Below are 18,754 nucleotides of genomic sequence, written 5' to 3'. Positions count from 1 at the left end.
TCGCTTGCCGTTGCTATGATCGACCGATACAGGAGGACGGCATGTTGAACCAGGGTTCCGGCATCGGTGCGGGCAGCGGGCAGGCGCAGGATTTCGAGCGGCTGGCGCGCCAGTACTGGGCGGCGTGGGGCGATGCACTGCGTGGTACGACCCCGGGCGGCGGCCAGGCCGGGACGCACACCTGGCAGGACGCGATCGAATCGTGGACGCGCCATGCACACGGCGGCCGCTCCGGCGTCAACGACGCACTGGAGCGTTTCAACAGCCAGGCGCGCGACTGGTATGGACACATGCAGCAGGTGGCCGCGCAATTCGCGGGCCGCGACCATACCGCGGGGGACATCACCCAGGCCTGGAAGCAGGCGCTGGGTGCGGCCGGTACCAATCCTTTTCCCGAGATGCTGCGCTCGATGCGCGGGCAGGGGCTGGGTGGGCTGGACCAGTGGGTCGAGGATGCCTCTCCGTGGCTGGATGCGATGCGCGGCGAGGGCATGTCGTGGCTGCGGATGCCTGCGTTTGGCCTCGGCCGCGAGCACCAGGAGCGCCTGCAGCAGTTGGCGCAGTCGCTGCTGGAATACGAGGAAAGCAAGAACGCCTACAACGCGCTGATGCTCAAGGCCACGCAGCAGGCGTTCACGATCTTCGAGGACAAGCTGGCCGCGCACGAGGAGCCGGGCCGCCAGATCGAAACCCCGCGCGCTCTGTTCGACCTGTGGATCGATGCGGCCGAGGAGGCATACGCCGAGATCGCGCTGTCGCAGGAGTTCCGCCAGGCCTATGGCCAGATGGTGGATGCGCAGATGCGCCTGCGCGCCGGGATGCAGCGGCAGGTTGAACAGATGTGTTCGACCCTGGGCATGCCGACGCGCACCGAGGTCGATGCCGCGCATCGCAAGATCGTCGAACTCGAGCGTGCGCTGCGGCGGTTGCGCGATGCGGTCGAGGGTGGGCCGATGCCGGCAACGCCTGCGGCATCGGGCCAGCGCGGTGCCAGGCCGCCTGGCAAGCGCGCGGCTGCGAAGGCGGCGGCGGGGAAATCTAAGTCCGCGCGGGTCACGGCCAAGGCGGATTCGGCCGGCGCTGCCAGCAAGACGGCTTCGAGCAAGGCGGTTCCCAGCAAGTCGGCGTCCAGCAGGTCGGCTGGCAAGACAGCTTCGAGAAAGGCGGCTTCGGGCAAGACGGCCAGCAAGTCGGCTTCCAGCAAGTCGACTTCAAACAAGCCCACGTCCCGCAAGGCAGCGCCGCGCAAGCTGGTGCAGGCAGCCAAGCCTGCGAAACCGGCTGCCCGGAGCAAGCCCGCCAAGCGTGCCGCCCGCAAGCTCGCGCCGCGCCCCAGCGTGACCGCACGGCGTCCGCCGACCAACCGATTCACCAGCCACATCCCGATCCCGGACACGCCACTGCCGCCCGATGCGGCGCCGGTATCCAAGCGTGGAGGACGCTGACATGCACGGACCCCTCGGCATCACGCCCGACCGCCTGGCCAGCGAGGCCATGCGCTTCCACCACAAGCTTGCCGCGGGCCTGCAGAGCCTGCGCGAAGTCGGCGACTACGACTATGGCGCCACCGGCAAGGAAGAAGTCTGGCGTGACGGCAAGGTCGTGCTGTATCGCTACGTGGGTGAAAAGACGCCCACCGCGAAGGTGCCGCTGCTGATCGCTTACGCGCTGGTCAACCGTCCCTACATGGTCGACCTGCAGGAAAGCCGCTCACTGGTGCGCGGGCTGCTCGAGCGCGGCGAAGATGTCTACATCATCGACTGGGGCTATCCCGACCGCTCCGACCGCTACCTCACGCTGGAGGATTACATCGATCGCTTCCTCGGCGGCGCCATCGACGTGCTGCGCCGGCGCAGCGGGCTGGATGCGGTCAACCTGCTCGGCATCTGCCAGGGCGGCGCGTTCTCGCTGTGCTATGCGGCGCTGCACCCGGACAAGGTGAAGAACCTGATCACCATGGTCACGCCCGTGGATTTCCACACGCCGGACAACATGCTCTCGAACTGGACCCGTGACATCGACGTGGACCTGTTCGTCGACACGCTCGGCAACGTGCCGGCGGACATGATGAACTTCTCCTACCTCACGCTGAAGCCGTGGCGGCTGTTCGTGCAGAAATACGTGGGCCTGGTCGATATCCTCGACGATTCCCGGGCGCTCGAGGACTTCCTGCGCATGGAAAAATGGATCTTCGATTCACCGGACCAGGCCGGCGAGGCGTTCCGCCAGTTCATCAAGCAGTTCTACCAGGGCAACGGTTTCATCAACGGTGGCATCGACATCGGCGGGCGCGAGGTGGAGCTGGGCTTCGTCGACATGCCGGTACTCAACATCTATGCCGAGCAGGACCACCTGGTGCCGCCGGATGCCTCGCGCGCGCTGCAGGGCGTGGTGGGCACGGGCGACTATTCGGAGCTGTCGTTCCGCGGCGGGCACATCGGCATCTACGTCTCGGGCCGCGCGCAGAAGGAAGTGCCCTCGGCCATCCACGACTGGCTGGCGGCGCGGGCGCGCTGAGCGTCCTGCGGGGCGGTCATCGGACGCAGCGGATTCTTCACAATCCCGGCGATAGACTGCCCGCGCATCCACGGAACACAGCCATGAACACGACCGCCAAGCCTGCCCTGACCCGTTCGATCAATGACCGCGTGCTTGCTGGCGTGGTGGGCGGCATCGCGCACCGCTTCGGCTGGAGCCCAACCCTGCTGCGGGTCCTGTACGTGGTCGGCTCGGTGCTGTCGGCGGCGTTCCCCGGCATCCTGGTCTACCTGGTGCTGTGGCTGCTGATCCCGGAAGGCAACGATTGATCCAGCCCGCCACGCGATCGCGCGTGGCGCCGCTGTTGGAGGCCGCCGGCTTGCTGCTCGGCATCGCCTGGACACTGCCCAATACGCTGATCGGATTGCTGGCCGGCATGATCGCGGTACCGGTCGGCGCGCGTGCGCGTTTCAATCGGCGCGAGCGTGCCCTGGTGTTCCATCGCTGGCCGTGGGGACCGGGCGGTGCGATGACGCTGGGCAACGTGATCCTGCACAGCGGTGACAGCCTCGATTCCACCTGCATGACCTACGCGCACCGGGCAGGCCTGTGCAGCGAGCCGGGCATCGTGCTGGGCGACCACGAGCGTGCGCACGTCTACCAGTACATGGCGCTGGGTCCGCTGTTCCTGCCGCTGTACCTGCTGTGCGGCGGCATCAGCGTGCGCAACCGCTTCGAGCGCGCCGCCGACCGCTACGCGCAGACAGGTCGCGGCTGGTGGCCCTGGCCGGGGTGATGCGTTTGCAACCCTTGTCGGTATGTCCAAGTTGTCATTTCGACCGCAGGGAGAAATCCCGGCGACGGGCCGCAGATCTCTCCCTTCGGTCGAGATGACAGGCCAGGGATGGACGCGGCGTTGCTGTCGACAGGTACGCTGCGTCGGTGTCGGTGTCGGTGTCGGTGTCGGTGTCGGTGTCGGTCCGATGCCGATGCCGATGCCGGAGACAACATCGCCGGCGTCTCGAATGCGGACTCATGCGGATCTGGCGAGCGCCGACGAACGGTCGCGGTATTTGACGGTCGCGTAACAGCACCCGCGATACTCTGCTTGCGTCGAAAAAGAAACCGACGGCGAAAGCCCGAAGCAGACGATTCGACAAGGAAGGCTCAGCCGACCGGATCAAACCGGAAGACTGGGCCTTCTGCTTTTGCGCCATCGGCGCGTGTCCTGGAGTACGGCGGCGTGCACCGCGCTGGCGTAATGTCCGCACGGTATCGGTCCCCGACATTCCTCCACCGGAGAACGCAGCATGCGCCTGCACACTCGCAGCCTGGCCCTGGCTCTCGCCACCATCCTCGGCACCGCCTGCGGCGGCACGTCCGATACCGAAGTGCAGGACGCTGCGCAAACGGATCCTGCGCCGGCGGCTGTCGAACCGGCCATGAGCCCAACTGCTTCGGCCACCCATACTTTCGATACCGCGCAACTCGCCCGGTTCGACCATCCCTGGGCCATGACCTTCCTTCCTGACGGCCGCCTGCTGGTGACCGAGATGGGCGGCGCGCTGAAGCTCTACGATCCCTCGGCCAACACCACGGGCAGCATCAGCGGTGTGCCCGAAGTGGTGCATGTCGCGCAGGGCGGACTGGGCGACGTGGTGCTGCATCCGCAGTACGCCGGCAACCAGATGATCTACATCAGCTTCGTGGAGCGCGGCGATGACGGCCTGCTTGGCGCCGCGGTCGCGCGCGCGAAGCTGGCGCTCGACGACGCGGGTGGCGGCGCACTGGAAGGTGTCGAAGTGATCTGGCGCCAGGTGCCGAAGAGGAGCGGCGACGGCCACTTCGGCTATCGCATCGCCTTCGACGACGAGGGCAAGCTGTGGATCAGCTCCAGCGAGCGCAAGGAGTTCGATCCGGCGCAGGACATGGCCACCAACCTGGGCAAGATCATCCGGCTCGACGATGACGGCAGCGTGCCCGCCGACAACCCCTTCGCCGGGGCGGGCGAGATCGCGGCGCAGGTCTGGACGCTGGGCCATCGCAACATACTGGGCATCGATTTCGACGCGCAGGGGCGGCTGTGGGCGCACGAGATGGGGCCCAAGGGCGGCGACGAACTCAACCTCATCGTCAAGGGCGAGAACTACGGTTATCCGCTGGTCTCCAACGGCGTGCACTACGACGACACGCCGATCCCGGACCACGACACCCGGCCAGAATTCCGTGCGCCGGTGATCACCTGGACGCCAGTGATCTCGCCGGCCGGCTTCGTCATCTACGACGGCGACCTGTTCCCGGCATGGAAGGGCAACGGCTTCATCGGCGGCCTGTCGTCGTTGGCGCTGGTGCGGGTGGAGTTCGACGGCGAAAGCGCGCGCGAGGCCGAGCGCTTCGACATGCAGCGCCGCATCCGCGAGGTCGAGCAGGGCCCGGATGGCGCGATCTGGCTGCTCGAGGATGGCACCCGCGGCGCCGAGGGCTGGCTGCTCAAGCTCACGCCGAAGGATGACGGCCATGGTGCCGTTGACGGCCACGGCCAGGCAGCACCACGCACCTAGGAAGGAGACGGAATCATGCGCGATGGCCGAACCCCTGGTATGGCGCCCTGGTCGTTCTTCCTGCCGGTAGCGCTGGCGGTGCTTGTCGGTGGAGTCGTGGCCGGGCTGATCCTGCGCGGAATCGATGGCGTGTCCGGCAATGACGATGCCAACCCGGTGGCTGCATCACCGGGCAGTGCGGAAGGTGAAGTCGGGGCACCGGTCGAAGCCGCAGATTCAGCGCGTGCAGAGGTGGACGCGGCAGCGGCGGCACCTGCGCCGCCTGAGGCGGTCGTGCCGGCACCCCATGCCCCGGGCGCGGCATCTCCCGTGCTGCATGAGGACGAGGACGCAGTCGCATCCGTACCGTCCCTGCCCGGCGCAATCGTCGCCAGGCGCGATGGCGCGCCGGAAGCCTGCATCAGCGGCACGATCGCCTGGCGCGACGAGAACGGCTGGCAGCAGCGGTTGGAGAACGATGCGCCGGTGGCCTGCGTGGAGGCGTCTGCGCTTGCGCCGTAGCGCCGGAGCCTAAGCGCGCGGCAGCCGCTCGATCGATGTGCCCAGTGCGGCACCGTCCGCGCCGTAGCGGCGTTCGGCGAACAGCAGTTCCCCGGCGCTGGCCAGTACCACGCTGCTGCAGCGCGTGCCGTATGTCGGGTCGAGCACGAAGGGCGATGACAGCATGCGCTCCAGCTCGATTCCGACGCCCGTGTCGGGCAGTGACTGGTCGGGTGCGCGGGTGGTGTCGCGCAGGGCGGTGAACAGTGGTTCGATGGTGTCCGCGCGGGGCACCGCGGTATTGGCCAGCGGCGACTCCAGCCACGCCTGCAGTGCGCGGGTCGCGAACACACCCTTGGGCCAGGGCGCGTCGAAGCCGCCGTTCGACATCGCGTGCATGCCGGGCGCCACGGTCCGTGCTGAGAAGGCGGGATGATTGCTGGCACAGACCAGCTGCGCGCCGTCGTGCACCAGCAGGTTGAAGCGGCCGTAGTCGGCGGCCTGCGCGCCCAGGGCGGCAGTGAAGTCGCCTGCATCCGCGTGTCCGCGCACGAAATCCCGCACCAGCCAGCCGCGCGATCGTGGCGCCGTCTCCGCGCCCCGTCCCGCACGCACGTTGGTCACCGCGGCCACGCGCCCGCCGCGGGAGAGCTGCAGCCAGCCGCCACCCTGGGCCAGGTCGCGTCCGCCGTAGACATCGGGCGCATCCGGATCGAAGCCCGCTTGTGCGCTCGGCCGCGCATGCGCCTCGTCGCGATTGGCGATCAGCGCCAGCTGCCAGCGCGGGTGCACGCGCCAAGCGATGGCCACCAGGCACATGTCAGTCGGCCTGCGGGTCGCGGATCACGAGCAGGCGCGGTTCGGTCATGTCCTCGATCGCGTACTTCACGCCCTCGCGGCCGAGGCCCGACTGCTTCACGCCGCCGTAGGGCATGTTGTCGACGCGGAAGCTGGGCACGTCGCCGACCACCACGCCGCCGACCTCGAGCCTGTCCCAGGCGCGCATCGCATGCGCCAGGCTGGCAGTGAACACGCCGCTCTGCAGCCCGAACGCACTGGCGTTGACGGTATCGAGCGCGGCATCGAAATCGTCGAACGGCTGCAGGCAGGCGACCGGGCCGAAGACCTCCTGCCGGTACAGGTCGCTGTCCGTCGGCACCTGTTCCATCAGCGTGGCCGGGACCATGTTGCCCTCGCGCGCGCCGCCAGCCAGGCGCTTCGCGCCGCCCTTGCGCGCCGCCTCGATCCAGGACTCGATCCGCTTGGCCGCGGCCTCGTCGATCACAGGGCCGATGAAGGTCTGTTCGTCGCGCGGATCACCCTGCACCAGCGCGGCCGTGCGTGCCTTGAGCTTCCTGCGCAGCGGCTCGTACAGGTCGCGATGGACCAGGATGTGCTGCACGCTGATGCAGCTCTGTCCGGACTGGTAATAGGCGCCGGTGACCAGGCGATCGGCGATGTGGTCGAGCGATGCGCCCGGGTCGGCGTCGACGATGCAGGCGGCATTGCCGCCCAACTCCAGCGTCACCTTCTTGCGGCCGGCGCGCGCCTTGAGTTCCCAGCCGACCAGCCCACCGGTGAAGCTGAGCAGGGCGATGCGATCATCTTCCGTCAGCGCGGCGGCATCCTCGTTGCTGCAGGCGAGGATCGAGAATGCGCCCTTGGGCAGGTCGGTTTCGGCCAGCACCTCGCCGATGATGAGCGCACCGACAGGGGTTTTCGCCGCGGGTTTGAGCACGAACGGGCAGCCGGCCGCGATCGCGGGCGCGACCTTGTGCGCGACCAGGTTGAGCGGGAAGTTGAACGGCGTGATGAAGCTGCACACACCGATCGGCACCCGCTTGACCATGCCACGGTAGCCGCGCGTGCGTTCGGAGATCTGCAGCTCGATGGTTTCGCCTTCGACCCGCGTGGCTTCGCCGGCGGCGATGCGGAAGGTGTCGACCAGGCGCGAGACTTCGCCGCGCGCGTCGCGGATCGGCTTGCCGGCCTCGATGCACAGCGCCAGCGCGAGTTCATCGGCGCGCTCGTCGAAACGGCGCATGCAGTGTTCGAGCACGTCGCGGCGCTGGTCCGGCGTGAACCGGGCCATCGCCTCGCGTGCGCCGTATGCGGCGGCGATCGCCTTGTCGATCAGGGCTGCGTCGGCCAGCGCGACGCGGGTGGCGACCTTGCCGCTGTACTTGTCCAGCACCTCGAGGTCGGTATTGGGCTGCACCGGCGCGTTGGCCAGGTAGCCGGGATAGGTCTTCGCGATTGCGCCGCCCTTGGGCTGCTTGCCGCTGCGTGCCATTGCGGGGTTCCTTGCGGGGAAGTCTGAAACGGGGAATCAAACCTATTCGACGGCGGCGGCCAGTTCGCCGATCTCGCGGTTGAGCAGCGCGTCGTCGCGGCTGTAGTCCACCGGCACCTCGATCAGGTCGATGCCGGGCGTGTCCAGCGCGGTGCGCAGCTGCCGGCGGAAGTCGTCGATCGAGCCGGCGCGGTGGCCGCGCGCGCCGTAGCTTTGTGCGTAGAGCACGAAGTCCGGGTTGCCATAGTCCATTCCAAACTCCGCGTAGCCCTCGTGCGCCTGCTTCCACTTGATCATGCCGTAGGCGTCGTCGCGCAGGACCAGCACGACCAGGTCGATCTGCAGCCGCATCGCCGTCTCCAGCTCCTGCGAATTCATCATGAATCCGCCGTCGCCGCACACCGCCACCACCTTGCGTGTCGGATGCACCATGGCCGCGGCGATCGCCGAGGGCAGGCCCGCTCCCATCGTGGCCAGCGCGTTGTCGAGCAGCAGCGTGTTGGGCAGGCGGCAGCGTGCGTGGCGGGCGAACCAGAGCTTGAACAGGCCGTTGTCCAGGCAGGTGATGTCCTGTGCATCCAGGGCGCCGGCGAGTTCAGCCGCCAGCCGCGGCGCGGACATCGGGAAGCGCGCGTCCGCGGCGAGGCCGGCGATGTTCGCGCACAGTGCGTCGCGCACGCGGTCGAAGAACGCGAACTCCCAATGCGGCTGCGGTTTCAGGTCAAGGCGCTGCGCCAGTTCCCACACCGAGTTGGCGATGTCGCCGACCACCTCGATCTGCGGGAAGTACACCCGGTCCACCACCGCCGGAAAGTAGTTGACGTGGATCACCGTGCGCCGGCCGCGGTGCATGGAGAAGGGCGGCTTCTCGATCACGTCGTGGCCGATGTTGATGATGCAGTCCGCGGCGTCGATTGCGCGGTGTACGAAGTCACCATCCGAAAGCGCGGCGGTGCCGAGCCACAGTGGGCCGGTTTCGTCCAGCACGCCCTTGCCCATCTGGGTACTGAAGAACGGGATACCGAGCCGCTCGACGAAGGCATGCAGCATCTTCGAGGTGGTCTTGCGATTGGCGCCGGCGCCGATCATCAGCAGCGGATGACGCGCCTTGCGGATTGCATCGGCCGCGACGTCGAGCGCCTTGTCCTCGGCGACCGGGCGACGCGTGTGCACGGCAGGCAGCACGATCGCGTCGGTGTCCTCGTCGGCGACGTCCTGCGGCAGCTCCAGGTGGGTGGCGCCGGGGCGCTCCTCCTGCGCAAGCCGGACCGCTTCGCGCACCTTGGCCGGAATGCCGCCGGCCGACACCAGCTGGCGCGTGTACTTGGTCAGCGGTTGCATCATGTCGACCACGTCGACGATCTGGAAGTGTCCCTGGCGGCTGTCGCGGATCGGTTTCTGGCCGGTGACCATCAGCATCGGCATCGCGCCGAGCTGGGCATAGGCCGCAGCGGTGACAAGGTTGGTCGCGCCCGGGCCGAGGGTGGCCAGGCAGACGCCGGCCTTGCCGGTCAGTCGGCCCCAGGTCGCGGCCATGAAGCCGGCGGCCTGCTCGTGCCGGGTCAGCACCAGCCGGATGCTGGAGGTGCGCAGCGATTCGAGCAGCGCCAGCGTTTCCTCGCCGGGAATGCCGAACACAAGGTCGACGCCTTCGGCTTCCAGCGCCTGGACAAACAGATCGGAGGCTTTTGTCATCGCGGGCCACCCTCGCATGCAGAACGTTACGGCGATGTTCCTGTCGCGGCTGAAGCCGCTCCTACAGGGGACGTGGTATCGCACTTGTAGGAGCGGCTTCAGCCGCGAACCGTCGCGTTACCCGCCACGAGCGGGGACGGGGCATCGTCCCGCAGGAGTGGCTTCAACCGCGAACCCTTGCGTCACCCGGCGCCCGAACCACCCTCCACATCCTCCACCCGCAGCCGCAGCCGCCCGTCGGCCACGCGTGCCGACACCGTATCGCCTGTTGCTACATCGGTGGTGCCACGCACCACCTGCCCATCGTCGCGCTGCAGGATGCTGTAGCCCCGCGCGATGGTTGCCAGCGGGCTCACCGCCTCCAGTGACCGGGCCAGTCCGCGCAGCTGCAGGGCATCGCGCTGCAGGCGCCGCGCGATGGCAGCCTGCAGGCGTGGCTGCGCGTCGGACAGCTGCTGGTGCAGCAACTGCAGCCGGCGCTGCGGGCGCGTGGCCTGCAGCACCGCGCGGGCGTGTCGCAGGCTGGCGGCATGCGTCAGCAGGCGCTGCTGCCATGCCGACTGCAGGCGGCGCAGGGCTTCGTCGCGGCGTAGTGCGTAGGCCTGCAGCCGCGCCTGCGGGCGCTGTGCATTCAAGCGCAGCGCCGCGCGATCGGTGCGCTGCGCCAACTGGCGCAGGTGGTTGGCCTGCAGCGCGGAGGCGCGCCGGTGCAGGCCCGCCAGGCGCTGGCCGAGGTCGACCTGGCTGGGCACCAGCAGTTCGGCTGCGGCCGACGGCGTGGGCGCGCGCAGGTCGGCGGCGAAATCGGACAGACTGAAGTCGGTTTCGTGGCCGACCGCCGACACCACCGGCACCGGCGAGTCCGCGATCGCGCGCGCCAGTGCTTCGTCGTTGAATGCCCACAGATCTTCCAGCGAACCGCCGCCGCGCGCCAGCAGGATCACGTCGTGGCGCCCACTGACCGCGGCCCGCTGCAGCATCGAAGTGATCTGTGCGGCCGCCGCCTCGCCCTGCACCGGCACCGGCAGGATGTCCACCTCGACCAGGGGAAAGCGCCGCGCCAGCACGCTCAGCACGTCGCGCACGGCCGCGCCGGAGGGCGAGGTGATCACCGCAAGGCGCCGCACGTAGGCGGGCAGGGGGCGCTTGCGCTCGACGTCGAACAGGCCCTCGGCCTGCAGGCGCGCCTTGAGCTGGTCGAAGGCCCGGCGCAGCGCGCCTTCGCCGGCATCCTCCAGCGAATCCAGGATCAGCTGGTAGTCGCCGCGCGCTTCGTAGAGGGTCAGCCGACCGCGGGCCAGCACCTTCATGCCTTCGCGCGGCAGGAACGCCAGGCGCTGGCTCTTGGGCTTGAACAGCGCGCAGCGCACCTGCGCGCGGGCATCTTTCAGCGTGAAGTACAGATGGCCCGAGGAGGGGCGCGAGACGTTGCCCAGCTCGCCCTCGACCAGCACCAGCGGGAAGGTGTCCTCCAGCAGGCTGCGCGCCAGCGTGTTGAGCTGGCTGGGGCTGAGGATCTCGCCGGTGATCGCGTCATTCATGCCCGGCAGGATAGCCGTGCCGATGCGCCCAGCCCATCACGGCGCGTCGGCCTGCCACTGGATCGAAAGTTCGCCGACCCGCGCCATGCGCTGCAGGTGGCTGGCCACCACCTCCTGGTAGCGCTGGAGCCTTGCGTCGTCGGCAGCCTCGACGGAGACGTCCAGCCGGTCGGCTTCGGCCCGCATGCGCGCGCTGGTGGTCGGGTCGAAGGGGACGAAGCCGCTGTCGGCATCAAACGCGACTTCGAACTTGTGCGCCCAGTGCGTGCACAGGCGCTTGATGAGGTGGGTCGCTTCTGGCGTGGCGATGGTGGCGGAGGATGAGATGGGCATCTGTGGGCCCGCGGGGAGGAGGGCTGGAGCTGTTCTGGCGCCCCGACCGTGCCGTTGACCGGGCGGGCACGGCGGGGCCGGGGTCTTTCAATGAGTTCTTTTCCCATTCGAGCTGGAGTCGGCCCGGGTGGGCTGGATCAGGCCTGCGGCCGGGGGTCGTCCCGGGCCGGGGGTTGCTCCCCGGCTCGGTCAGCCCGTTGCGCGGTCCGGCCCGGCGCAGCGCGCCGGGCGTTCGTGCGGACGCGCGGCAGTGCCGCGCGAGCTGTCCGCACTCACCCATGGCTGACTCGCCGCCGCAGCGCATCCATGCGCTGCTCTCCGCAATCCCCCGCCCCGGAGCGACCATCGCCCAGTCACTGGCGTGGCTTCGAAAAAGCTCGCCATCGAAGCATCGCAGCGCCAGTCGCAATGAGCCGTGCCCTGGCGACCGGGGGTCGTGGAAAGCAAAACATGGATGTTTTGCGCGCGAGTCAGGGCACGATGCCCTGACCGAGCGAAAAGCGATCCCCGGTCGACAGGGCGCGGCATCAATTCGAAGCCCGCGCGGGACTTCCGGAAATCTTCCACTTTGGGAAAAGAACCTTTTCAATGTGGGGGCGGCACCGCCCACCGGAGCCGCCATGGCCGCAACGGAGCGTTGCCGGCCCGTGCCGCGCCCGCATCGCGACAGGCGGCGGTCACCGGTTCGCGGCTAAAATGCGCGCATGTCCGCCCAGCCCCAGTCGTTGCCGCCCTGCCACGCCGATCCGGCCGCACCCTTCGGGACGCTGTCGCGACGGCATACGCAGCAGGTGCGCGTCGGCGGCGTCACGCTGGGCGGGCAGGCGCCGGTGGTGGTGCAGTCGATGACCAATACCGACACGGCAGATGTGGCCTCGACCGCGAAGCAGGTCGCCGAACTGTGGCGCGCGGGTTCGGAGCTGGTGCGCATCACCGTCAACAATCCCGAATCGGCCGCGGCGGTGCCGCGCATCGTCGAGCGCCTGGCGATGCAGGGCATCGAGGTGCCGATCATCGGCGACTTCCACTACAACGGCCACCAGTTGCTCGAGCGCGAGCCCGCCTGCGCCGAAGCCCTGGCCAAGTACCGGATCAATCCGGGCAACGTCGGTTTCGGCAGGAAGCGCGACACCCAGTTCGCGCAGCTGATCGAGTTCGCCATCCGCTACGGCAAGCCGGTGCGCATCGGCGCCAACTGGGGTTCGCTGGACCAGTCGCTGGCGGCCACCTTGATGGACGAGAACGCGCTGCGCGCCGAGCCCTGGGACGCCGGGCGCGTGCTGCGCGAGGCGCTGATCCGCTCGGCGGTGGACTCGGCCGAGCGTGCAGTGGAACTTGGCCTGGGCCGCGACCGCATCGTGCTCAGCGCCAAGGTCAGCGGCGTGCAGGAACTGATCGCCGTGTACCGCGACCTCGCGCGCCGCAGCGACTTCGCCCTGCACCTGGGACTGACCGAGGCAGGCATCGGCTCGAAGGGCATCGTTGCCTCCTGTGCCGCGCTGGGCGTGCTGCTGCAGGAAGGCATCGGCGACACGATCCGCATCTCGCTCACGCCCGAGCCAGGCGCGCCGCGCACCAACGAAGTGGTGGTCGCGCAGGAACTGCTGCAGACCATGGGCCTGCGCGCGTTTACGCCGATGGTCACCGCCTGCCCGGGCTGTGGCCGCACCACCAGCGAGTTCTTCCAGGAACTGGCGCAGGTGGTGCAGGAACACGTGCGCGCGAAGATGCCGGAGTGGAAGATCACCCGGCCGGGCGCGGAGAACATGACCCTGGCGGTGATGGGCTGCGTGGTCAACGGACCGGGCGAATCGCGCCACGCCAACATCGGCATCTCGCTGCCCGGCACCGGCGAGGCGCCGTCCGCGCCGGTGTTCATCGACGGTGAGAAGGCGCTGACCCTGCGCGGCGAGCACATCGCGCGCGAGTTCGTGGCCCTGGTCGACGACTACGTCGATCGCACCTGGGGCCGGGGCGCGGATGCCTGAGGCCAGCTGGCGCCGCGGCGCGGTCGACGCCTGCGGCGGCTTCGTGCGTCGCCATGGCTGGCGACTTGCGCTGCTGTTCGCCGGCATGCTGCTGCCGATGTGGGCCTTCCTGGAGTTGGCCGACGAGGTCCACGAGGCCGAGGCGATTCCGTTCGACGAGCCGGTCCTGCTGTTCGCGCAGGCCATCGCCAGCGAGGGATTCGACCGGGTGTTCCTGTTCTTCTCGAAGATCGGATACGCCTGGGGCGTGGTGCCGGTCGATATCGTTCTGGTTGTAGTGCTGCTTGCGCTGCGTCGCTGGCGCGATGGCCTGTTCGCCGCGGTGGCCACCGGCGGCTCGGCGCTGCTGAACTTGGCGACCAAGCGCCTGTTCTCGCGCGACCGGCCGGCGCTGTGGGAGTCGATCTCGCCCGAGGCCACCTACAGTTTCCCCAGCGGCCACGCGATGGGGTCGATGACCCTCGCCCTGGTACTGGTGCTGCTGGCCTGGCCGACGCGCCTGCGCTGGTGGGTGGTCACGGCGATGGCGGTGTTCGTGCCCATGGTCGGGCTGTCGCGCGTGTACCTGGGCGTGCATTACCCCTCCGACATCCTGGCCGGCTGGTCTGCGGCGGCGCTGTGGACGGTGGGCGCGTACCTGCTGCTGCACCGCCGCATTGCCGCGGGCGCAAACAGCGGCTGAACACGCCGTCCCCGGCGATTGTCCGCACGGGATGCGACCCGGTCTTGCGCGCGGCACTGGCAGGCGTAGAGTGCGGCCGTTGGGCACAGGGATGCGCAATCGGACAGGGGCGGTTGTGAAGGCGATATCCGGGTCACCGGATGTCCCGACACGCATGCGCCCCTGGGTTCTTCGCAATAGCTTCGGCGGTTGGTCCGGGCGGTTTGGCGGGCCGGTCGTCGATTTCCGCGGAGTATCGACGATCCGGAGGTGGGCATGGACAGCAGGACACGTTGGGGGCTTGTCGTTGGACTGTGTGTGGCGGGCGGGGCAGTACTGGCCGCGGTCACGACGGGGGAAGGACGCAGCGCCGGCCGCGCATGGCTGGCGGCGATGCAGCCACAGACGGCGGCGGCGACGGTCGCCACCTCGTCGACAACAGCCGGCGTAGCGGCAGCAAGCGGCCGCGAAGACGCATCGGCACGCGGCACCTACATCATCATGTTCCGCGAGCCGACGGTCGCCGCCTATCGCGGCGGGATCGCTGGGATCGCCGCGGCGCCGGCCAAGCGTTCGAGCGCCACCGGCACCTCGCGTCCGGACATGCGCAGCCCGCAGGCGCGCGAATATGCGCGCTACCTGCAGGGACGCCAGGCCCAGATCGAACGCGGCATGGCGCAGGCGATCGGGCGCCAGCCGCAGGTGTCGCAGCGTTTCCAGCACGCGATCAACGGCGTCGTCGCCGAACTGGGCCCGGCCGAAGCCGAGCGCGTACGCGCGCTGCCCGAGGTGCTGCTGGTCGATGAGTACCGCGAGTACCCGCACGACACCGACACCGGCCCCGCGCTGATCGGCGCCCCCGCCGTGTGGAACGGCACCGCGGCCGGCGGCACCGGCCAGCAGGGCGAAGGCGTCGTCTTCGGCATCCTCGATTCGGGGATCAACTTCGGCAGCCCCTCGTTCGATGCGCTCGATCCGATCGACGGACATGCGCACGTCAACCCGCTCGGCGCCGGCAACTACCTGGGCAGCTGTGCGGCAGGCGGCATCGACGAAGGCCGCTGCAACGACAAACTGGTCGGCGGCTATGACTTCGTCTGCGCGGCACCGGCCAACACCTGCGGCGCGGCCAACATCCGCGAGGAGCCGGGCTTCGGCGACAGCAACGGCCACGGCAGCCACGTCGCCTCGACCGCGGCCGGCAACCGCCGCGACGTCGACGTGCTGGGCAACACGCGCCGGATCTCCGGCGTGGCGCCGCGCGCGAACATCGTCGCCTTCGACATCTGCTACACCAACACCGCGACCGGGCAGGGCCTGTGTCCGAACGTATCGGCAGTGGCGGCGGTGGACCAGGCGATCGCAGATGGCGTGGTCGACGTGATCAATTATTCGATCGGTGGCGGCGCCTCTCCCTGGAGCGAGGCGGTGTCGCAGGCCTTCCTCAATGCGGTCGAGGCGGGCATCTACATCGCGGCCTCGGCGGGCAACAGCGGGCCGGCCCCGAACACGCTTGGACACGTCGAGCCCTGGGTGTCGTCCACCGCGGCATCGCAGCACGGTCGCGGGGATTTCGTGGTGGTGCTGGAAGTGACCGGCCCGCAACCGGTGCCCGAAGCCTTGGCCGCCATCGAGATGAACCCCGGCAGCAACGGCGTGAGCCAGGACGCCGCCATTCCCGGCGACACGCCGCTGCTGGTGAGCCCGGGGATCGATTCGGTCGACGACGCCTGCGCCGCGTATCCGGAGGGCGCCTTTACCGGCGCGATCGCGGTCGTGCGCCGCGGCAGTTGCTCGTTCACCATCAAGGTCGACAATGCCGCTGCGGCCGGCGCGGTGGCGGTGGTCGTCGCCAACAACGCCGCCGGTGCACTCATCCCGTCGGTGCCTGGCACCACCGTGCCGGCTTTTGGCATGCTGCAGGCGGATGCCGACGCGCTGCGCAATTTTGCCGCGGCCAATCCGGCGGTCACCGCCGGCATCCCGTATCCGGCGATCATGCTGACCAACCAGGTCGATGCGCTCGGCGCGTTCAGCTCGCGCGGACCGGCCGGCAGCTTCGACCTGCTCAAGCCGGATGTGACCGCCCCGGGCGTGCGCATCCTGGCGGCGGTGGCGGGGACCACCATCACCGGCTTCGAAGAGGACGTGGCGCTGTACAACGGCACCTCGATGGCCTCGCCCCACCAGGCCGGTGCCGCGGGCCTGGTCCGGCAGGTGCGTCCGGGCTGGACGCCGCCGGAAATAAAGTCGGCGTTGGCGATGACTGCCAGCCAGAGCGTGCTGCTCGAGGACGGCGTCACGCCGGCCGATCCGCACGCCGCAGGCTCGGGGCGGATCCAGGTGGACCGCGCGGTCGCGGCCGGCCTGGTGATGCACGAGACCGCTGCCAGCTACCAGGCGGCCAATCCCGCCACCGGCGGCGATCCGGCCACGCTCAACCAGCCCAACATGATCCGCCGCAACTGCGCGCCGCAGTGCGTGTTCGTGCGGACCTTCCGCAACCCGCTCGCCACCGCGCAGGGCTATCGGGTGCAGGTCGAAGGCCTGCCTGCACGGGCGACCCCGGCCAACCTGAAGGTGCCGGCAGGCGGTTCGGTGTCGGTGCGGGTGGTGGTGGACGGAACCGCGCTGCCGGCCGACGGCAGCTGGAACTTCGGCCAACTGGTGCTCACGCCGGTGGTTGCCGGCTCGCGCAACCCGCCGCCGACGCTGCACCTGCCGATCGCGGTGGTGGTGCCGCCGCCGGTGATCCAGCTGCCCGACCTGGTCGGGTCCGCACTGCAGGCCGGGCGCAGCGGTCGCGCCACGACCACCGTGGCGAACGCGGGCGGTTCGCCGCTGGTGTACAGCTTCGACAACAGCGGCTCGGGCCTGGCGACGCTCGCCAACGCGCTGGGGCAGAACGCGACGAGCGGCTATCGCGCCACGCGCTATGCCGACCCCGCGGCGGCCGGGTTCGCCGCGCAGTTCAGCGCCGACGACTTCAGCCTCGCCGCGTCCACCCGGATCCTCTCGCTGCGTGCGGAAGGCTTCGTGGTGAGCGGTTCTGCGCTGACCGCCATCTCGCCCACGTTGACCTGGGCGATCTACCCGGATGCCGGTGGCGTACCGGCGGGCGATCCGCTGCGCTCGCCGGACGCGGCAGCCTGGACGCTGACCGCCCCGGTCAACGCGCCTGGCGTGGACACGACCGGTGCGGCGATCACGCTGGACCTGGTCGCGGCCGGCGCCACCGTCGACCTCGCGCCGGGCCGCTACTGGCTGCTGGTGCACACCAACTCGACCTTCGCCAACCGCTGGGCCTGGTATGCCTCGACCACGCTCGGCAGCGGCGGTTTCGCCGGGCTCAACGTGTCGACCGCGGGTGCTGGCGTCTGGGCGGCGAACACCACGTCTCCAGGCCTGTCGATGCGGGTCGTGGGCGAGGTCGCCTGCGGGGCCCCGTGGATGGGCGCGGTCAGCCCGCCGATGGGGACGCTGGCGGCCGGCGCCTCACGCGCCTCGACCATCCAGTTGAGCGCGGCCGGCCTGTCCGCAGGCGTGCGCGAGGCGTTCTACTGCGTGGGCAGCAACGATCCGGTCACGCCCAAGCGCGCCGGCGCGATCCGCCTGACGGTGACGCCGTAAAAAAGCAACATGCGCAGTGAGTCGAGGATGGAGGGTCGGGCAACCGGCCCTTCGTCTTTGCAGGCCGGGGTCGGATACGTGGCCACGCCGAAACGGTGCAGGCGGACGGATCGCATCAGCCCTTGGCATGCACCCGGTTGCGACCTTCGTGCTTGGCGCGGTAGAGGGCGGCGTCCGCGGCGGCAAGCAGCTGCGAGCGACTGGTGTCCGGTGAGCGGAGCGGGGCGACGCCCACGCTGACCGTGATCTGCCGGGGCGTGCCGCCGGGAGAGAAGATGGTGGCGGCGATGGCCTCGCGCAGCCGCTCGGCGAAGGCGACGGCATCGCCCGCGCTGCCTTCGGGCAGCAAAACCGCGAACTCCTCGCCGCCGATGCGCGCGGCGATGTCGTCGTTGCGCACGTGCTGGCGCAGCACCGCGCCGATCCGCCGCAGCACCTCGTCGCCGGCGATATGGCCGAAGGTGTCGTTGACCGGCTTGAACAGGTCGACGTCGATGATGCACAGCGCCAGCTCGCGGCCGTGGCGCAGCGCGCGGGCGATCTCCTTGTCCAGCACCGCCATGAAGTGGCGCCGGTTGTAGAGGTCGGTCAGCGCGTCGTGCGTGGCGAGCTGGTAGATCTCCTCGTGGTAGTGCCCCTCGATGCTGGTCTGGCTGATGAACTTGAGCAGGCTCTCGCCGACCACGATGTGGTCGCCGTCAGCCAGCGTGGTTTCGTTGATTGCGACGTCGTTGATCCGGGTGGGATTGGTCGCGCCCAGGTCGCGGATGCGGAAGGCATCGTGTTCGAACCAGATCCGGCAGTGTTCGCGCGACACACTCTTGTGCGCGATCACCAGGTCGGCCTCGTGCGAGCGGCCAACCAGCACGGGCGTGCCATCGATGTCGAGGCGCGCGCCGAGCCCTTCGCCGAGGATCACCACCAGGCACGCCGAACGCGGCAGCGGCCGGTCGGGCCCGGTGCTGAGCAGGGTGCGCTGGGTGGTGTTGGCCGGGTCGTCGGGGCGGGACATGGTGGCGCTGGCAGGGGGCCATTCAGTGTACCCGCCAGCGGCGGCGCGGGGCTTTCCGCTACCATGCCCGTCGCAATGGGCC

The 18,754-nt window shown here is 69.4% G+C and carries 15 protein-coding genes; 9 read left to right on the top strand and 6 right to left on the bottom strand.

The window, feature by feature from the left end; all coding sequences use genetic code 11:
• The first annotated feature begins 41 nt into the window (after positions 1-41).
• From phaE to ACW5EG_RS08700, 6 genes are all read left to right on the top strand, one after another.
• Positions 42-1,445 carry a class III poly(R)-hydroxyalkanoic acid synthase subunit PhaE gene (phaE, locus tag ACW5EG_RS08725; RefSeq protein ID WP_457021269.1) on the top strand — a complete coding sequence of 468 codons (1,404 nt, stop codon included), beginning with the start codon at positions 42-44 and terminating at the stop codon, positions 1,443-1,445.
• Position 1,446: 1 nt separating this feature from the next.
• A complete protein-coding gene (locus ACW5EG_RS08720) occupies positions 1,447-2,517 on the top strand; it encodes a class III poly(R)-hydroxyalkanoic acid synthase subunit PhaC (protein ID WP_457019947.1) in 1,071 nt (356 codons plus the stop codon).
• A gap of 83 nt (positions 2,518-2,600) precedes the next feature.
• On the top strand, positions 2,601-2,807 hold the full coding sequence (locus tag ACW5EG_RS08715) for a PspC domain-containing protein (protein WP_457019946.1): 207 nt from the start codon (positions 2,601-2,603) through the stop codon (positions 2,805-2,807).
• The gene (locus tag ACW5EG_RS08710) at positions 2,807-3,274 is read left to right on the top strand and encodes a hypothetical protein (protein ID WP_457020103.1); all 468 of its coding nucleotides are present in this window, start codon (positions 2,807-2,809) and stop codon (positions 3,272-3,274) included. Before ACW5EG_RS08715 ends, ACW5EG_RS08710 begins: the two co-directional genes overlap by 1 nt.
• 514 nt (positions 3,275-3,788) lie before the next feature.
• Entirely contained in the window at positions 3,789-5,039 is a 1,251-nt protein-coding gene (locus ACW5EG_RS08705; RefSeq protein ID WP_457019945.1) for a PQQ-dependent sugar dehydrogenase, read from the top strand.
• A gap of 15 nt (positions 5,040-5,054) precedes the next feature.
• Positions 5,055-5,540, top strand: coding sequence for a hypothetical protein (locus ACW5EG_RS08700; protein WP_457019944.1), 486 nt, complete (start codon positions 5,055-5,057; stop codon positions 5,538-5,540).
• 9 nt (positions 5,541-5,549) lie between these two features.
• Here the strand turns inward: ACW5EG_RS08700 and ACW5EG_RS08695 are convergent, their stop codons facing one another.
• The 5 genes from ACW5EG_RS08695 to ACW5EG_RS08675 all read right to left on the bottom strand — a co-directional run bounded on the left by ACW5EG_RS08695 (position 5,550) and on the right by ACW5EG_RS08675 (position 11,381).
• Positions 5,550-6,329, bottom strand: a complete 780-nt coding sequence (locus ACW5EG_RS08695; RefSeq protein ID WP_457019943.1) for an NRDE family protein — start codon at positions 6,327-6,329, stop codon at positions 5,550-5,552.
• A gap of 10 nt (positions 6,330-6,339) precedes the next feature.
• Positions 6,340-7,812, bottom strand: a complete 1,473-nt coding sequence (locus ACW5EG_RS08690; RefSeq protein ID WP_457019942.1) for an aldehyde dehydrogenase family protein — start codon at positions 7,810-7,812, stop codon at positions 6,340-6,342.
• A gap of 42 nt (positions 7,813-7,854) precedes the next feature.
• Positions 7,855-9,507: an acetolactate synthase large subunit gene (locus ACW5EG_RS08685; protein WP_457019941.1), complete on the bottom strand. Its 1,653-nt coding sequence runs from the start codon at positions 9,505-9,507 to the stop codon at positions 7,855-7,857.
• A gap of 182 nt (positions 9,508-9,689) precedes the next feature.
• Positions 9,690-11,048, bottom strand: a complete 1,359-nt coding sequence (gene xseA, locus ACW5EG_RS08680; protein WP_457019939.1) for an exodeoxyribonuclease VII large subunit — start codon at positions 11,046-11,048, stop codon at positions 9,690-9,692.
• A gap of 36 nt (positions 11,049-11,084) precedes the next feature.
• The gene (locus ACW5EG_RS08675; protein WP_457019937.1) at positions 11,085-11,381 is read right to left on the bottom strand and encodes a DUF2218 domain-containing protein; all 297 of its coding nucleotides are present in this window, start codon (positions 11,379-11,381) and stop codon (positions 11,085-11,087) included.
• Between the two features lie 704 nt (positions 11,382-12,085).
• Here ACW5EG_RS08675 and ispG point away from each other — a divergent pair.
• The 3 genes from ispG (at position 12,086) to ACW5EG_RS08660 (ending at position 17,660) form a co-directional block, all read left to right on the top strand.
• Positions 12,086-13,369, top strand: a complete 1,284-nt coding sequence (gene ispG / locus ACW5EG_RS08670) for a flavodoxin-dependent (E)-4-hydroxy-3-methylbut-2-enyl-diphosphate synthase (RefSeq protein ID WP_457019936.1) — start codon at positions 12,086-12,088, stop codon at positions 13,367-13,369.
• Positions 13,362-14,051 carry a phosphatase PAP2 family protein gene (locus tag ACW5EG_RS08665; protein WP_457019935.1) on the top strand — a complete coding sequence of 230 codons (690 nt, stop codon included), beginning with the start codon at positions 13,362-13,364 and terminating at the stop codon, positions 14,049-14,051. The genes ispG and ACW5EG_RS08665 overlap by 8 nt, the downstream gene beginning before the upstream one ends.
• Before the next feature lie 255 nt (positions 14,052-14,306).
• Positions 14,307-17,660, top strand: coding sequence for a S8 family serine peptidase (locus ACW5EG_RS08660; protein ID WP_457021268.1), 3,354 nt, complete (start codon positions 14,307-14,309; stop codon positions 17,658-17,660).
• Positions 17,661-17,775: 115 nt separating this feature from the next.
• On the opposite strand, the gene ACW5EG_RS08655 is transcribed toward ACW5EG_RS08660, so the two are convergent.
• Positions 17,776-18,672, bottom strand: coding sequence for a GGDEF domain-containing protein (locus ACW5EG_RS08655; RefSeq protein ID WP_457021267.1), 897 nt, complete (start codon positions 18,670-18,672; stop codon positions 17,776-17,778).
• Between the last annotated feature and the right edge of the window lie 82 nt (positions 18,673-18,754).

The sequence above is a fragment of the Luteimonas sp. A611 genome (genome assembly GCF_054072715.1).
Note: the sequence above shows the minus strand (reverse complement) of the source record. Positions and strands in the feature narration are given on the sequence as shown.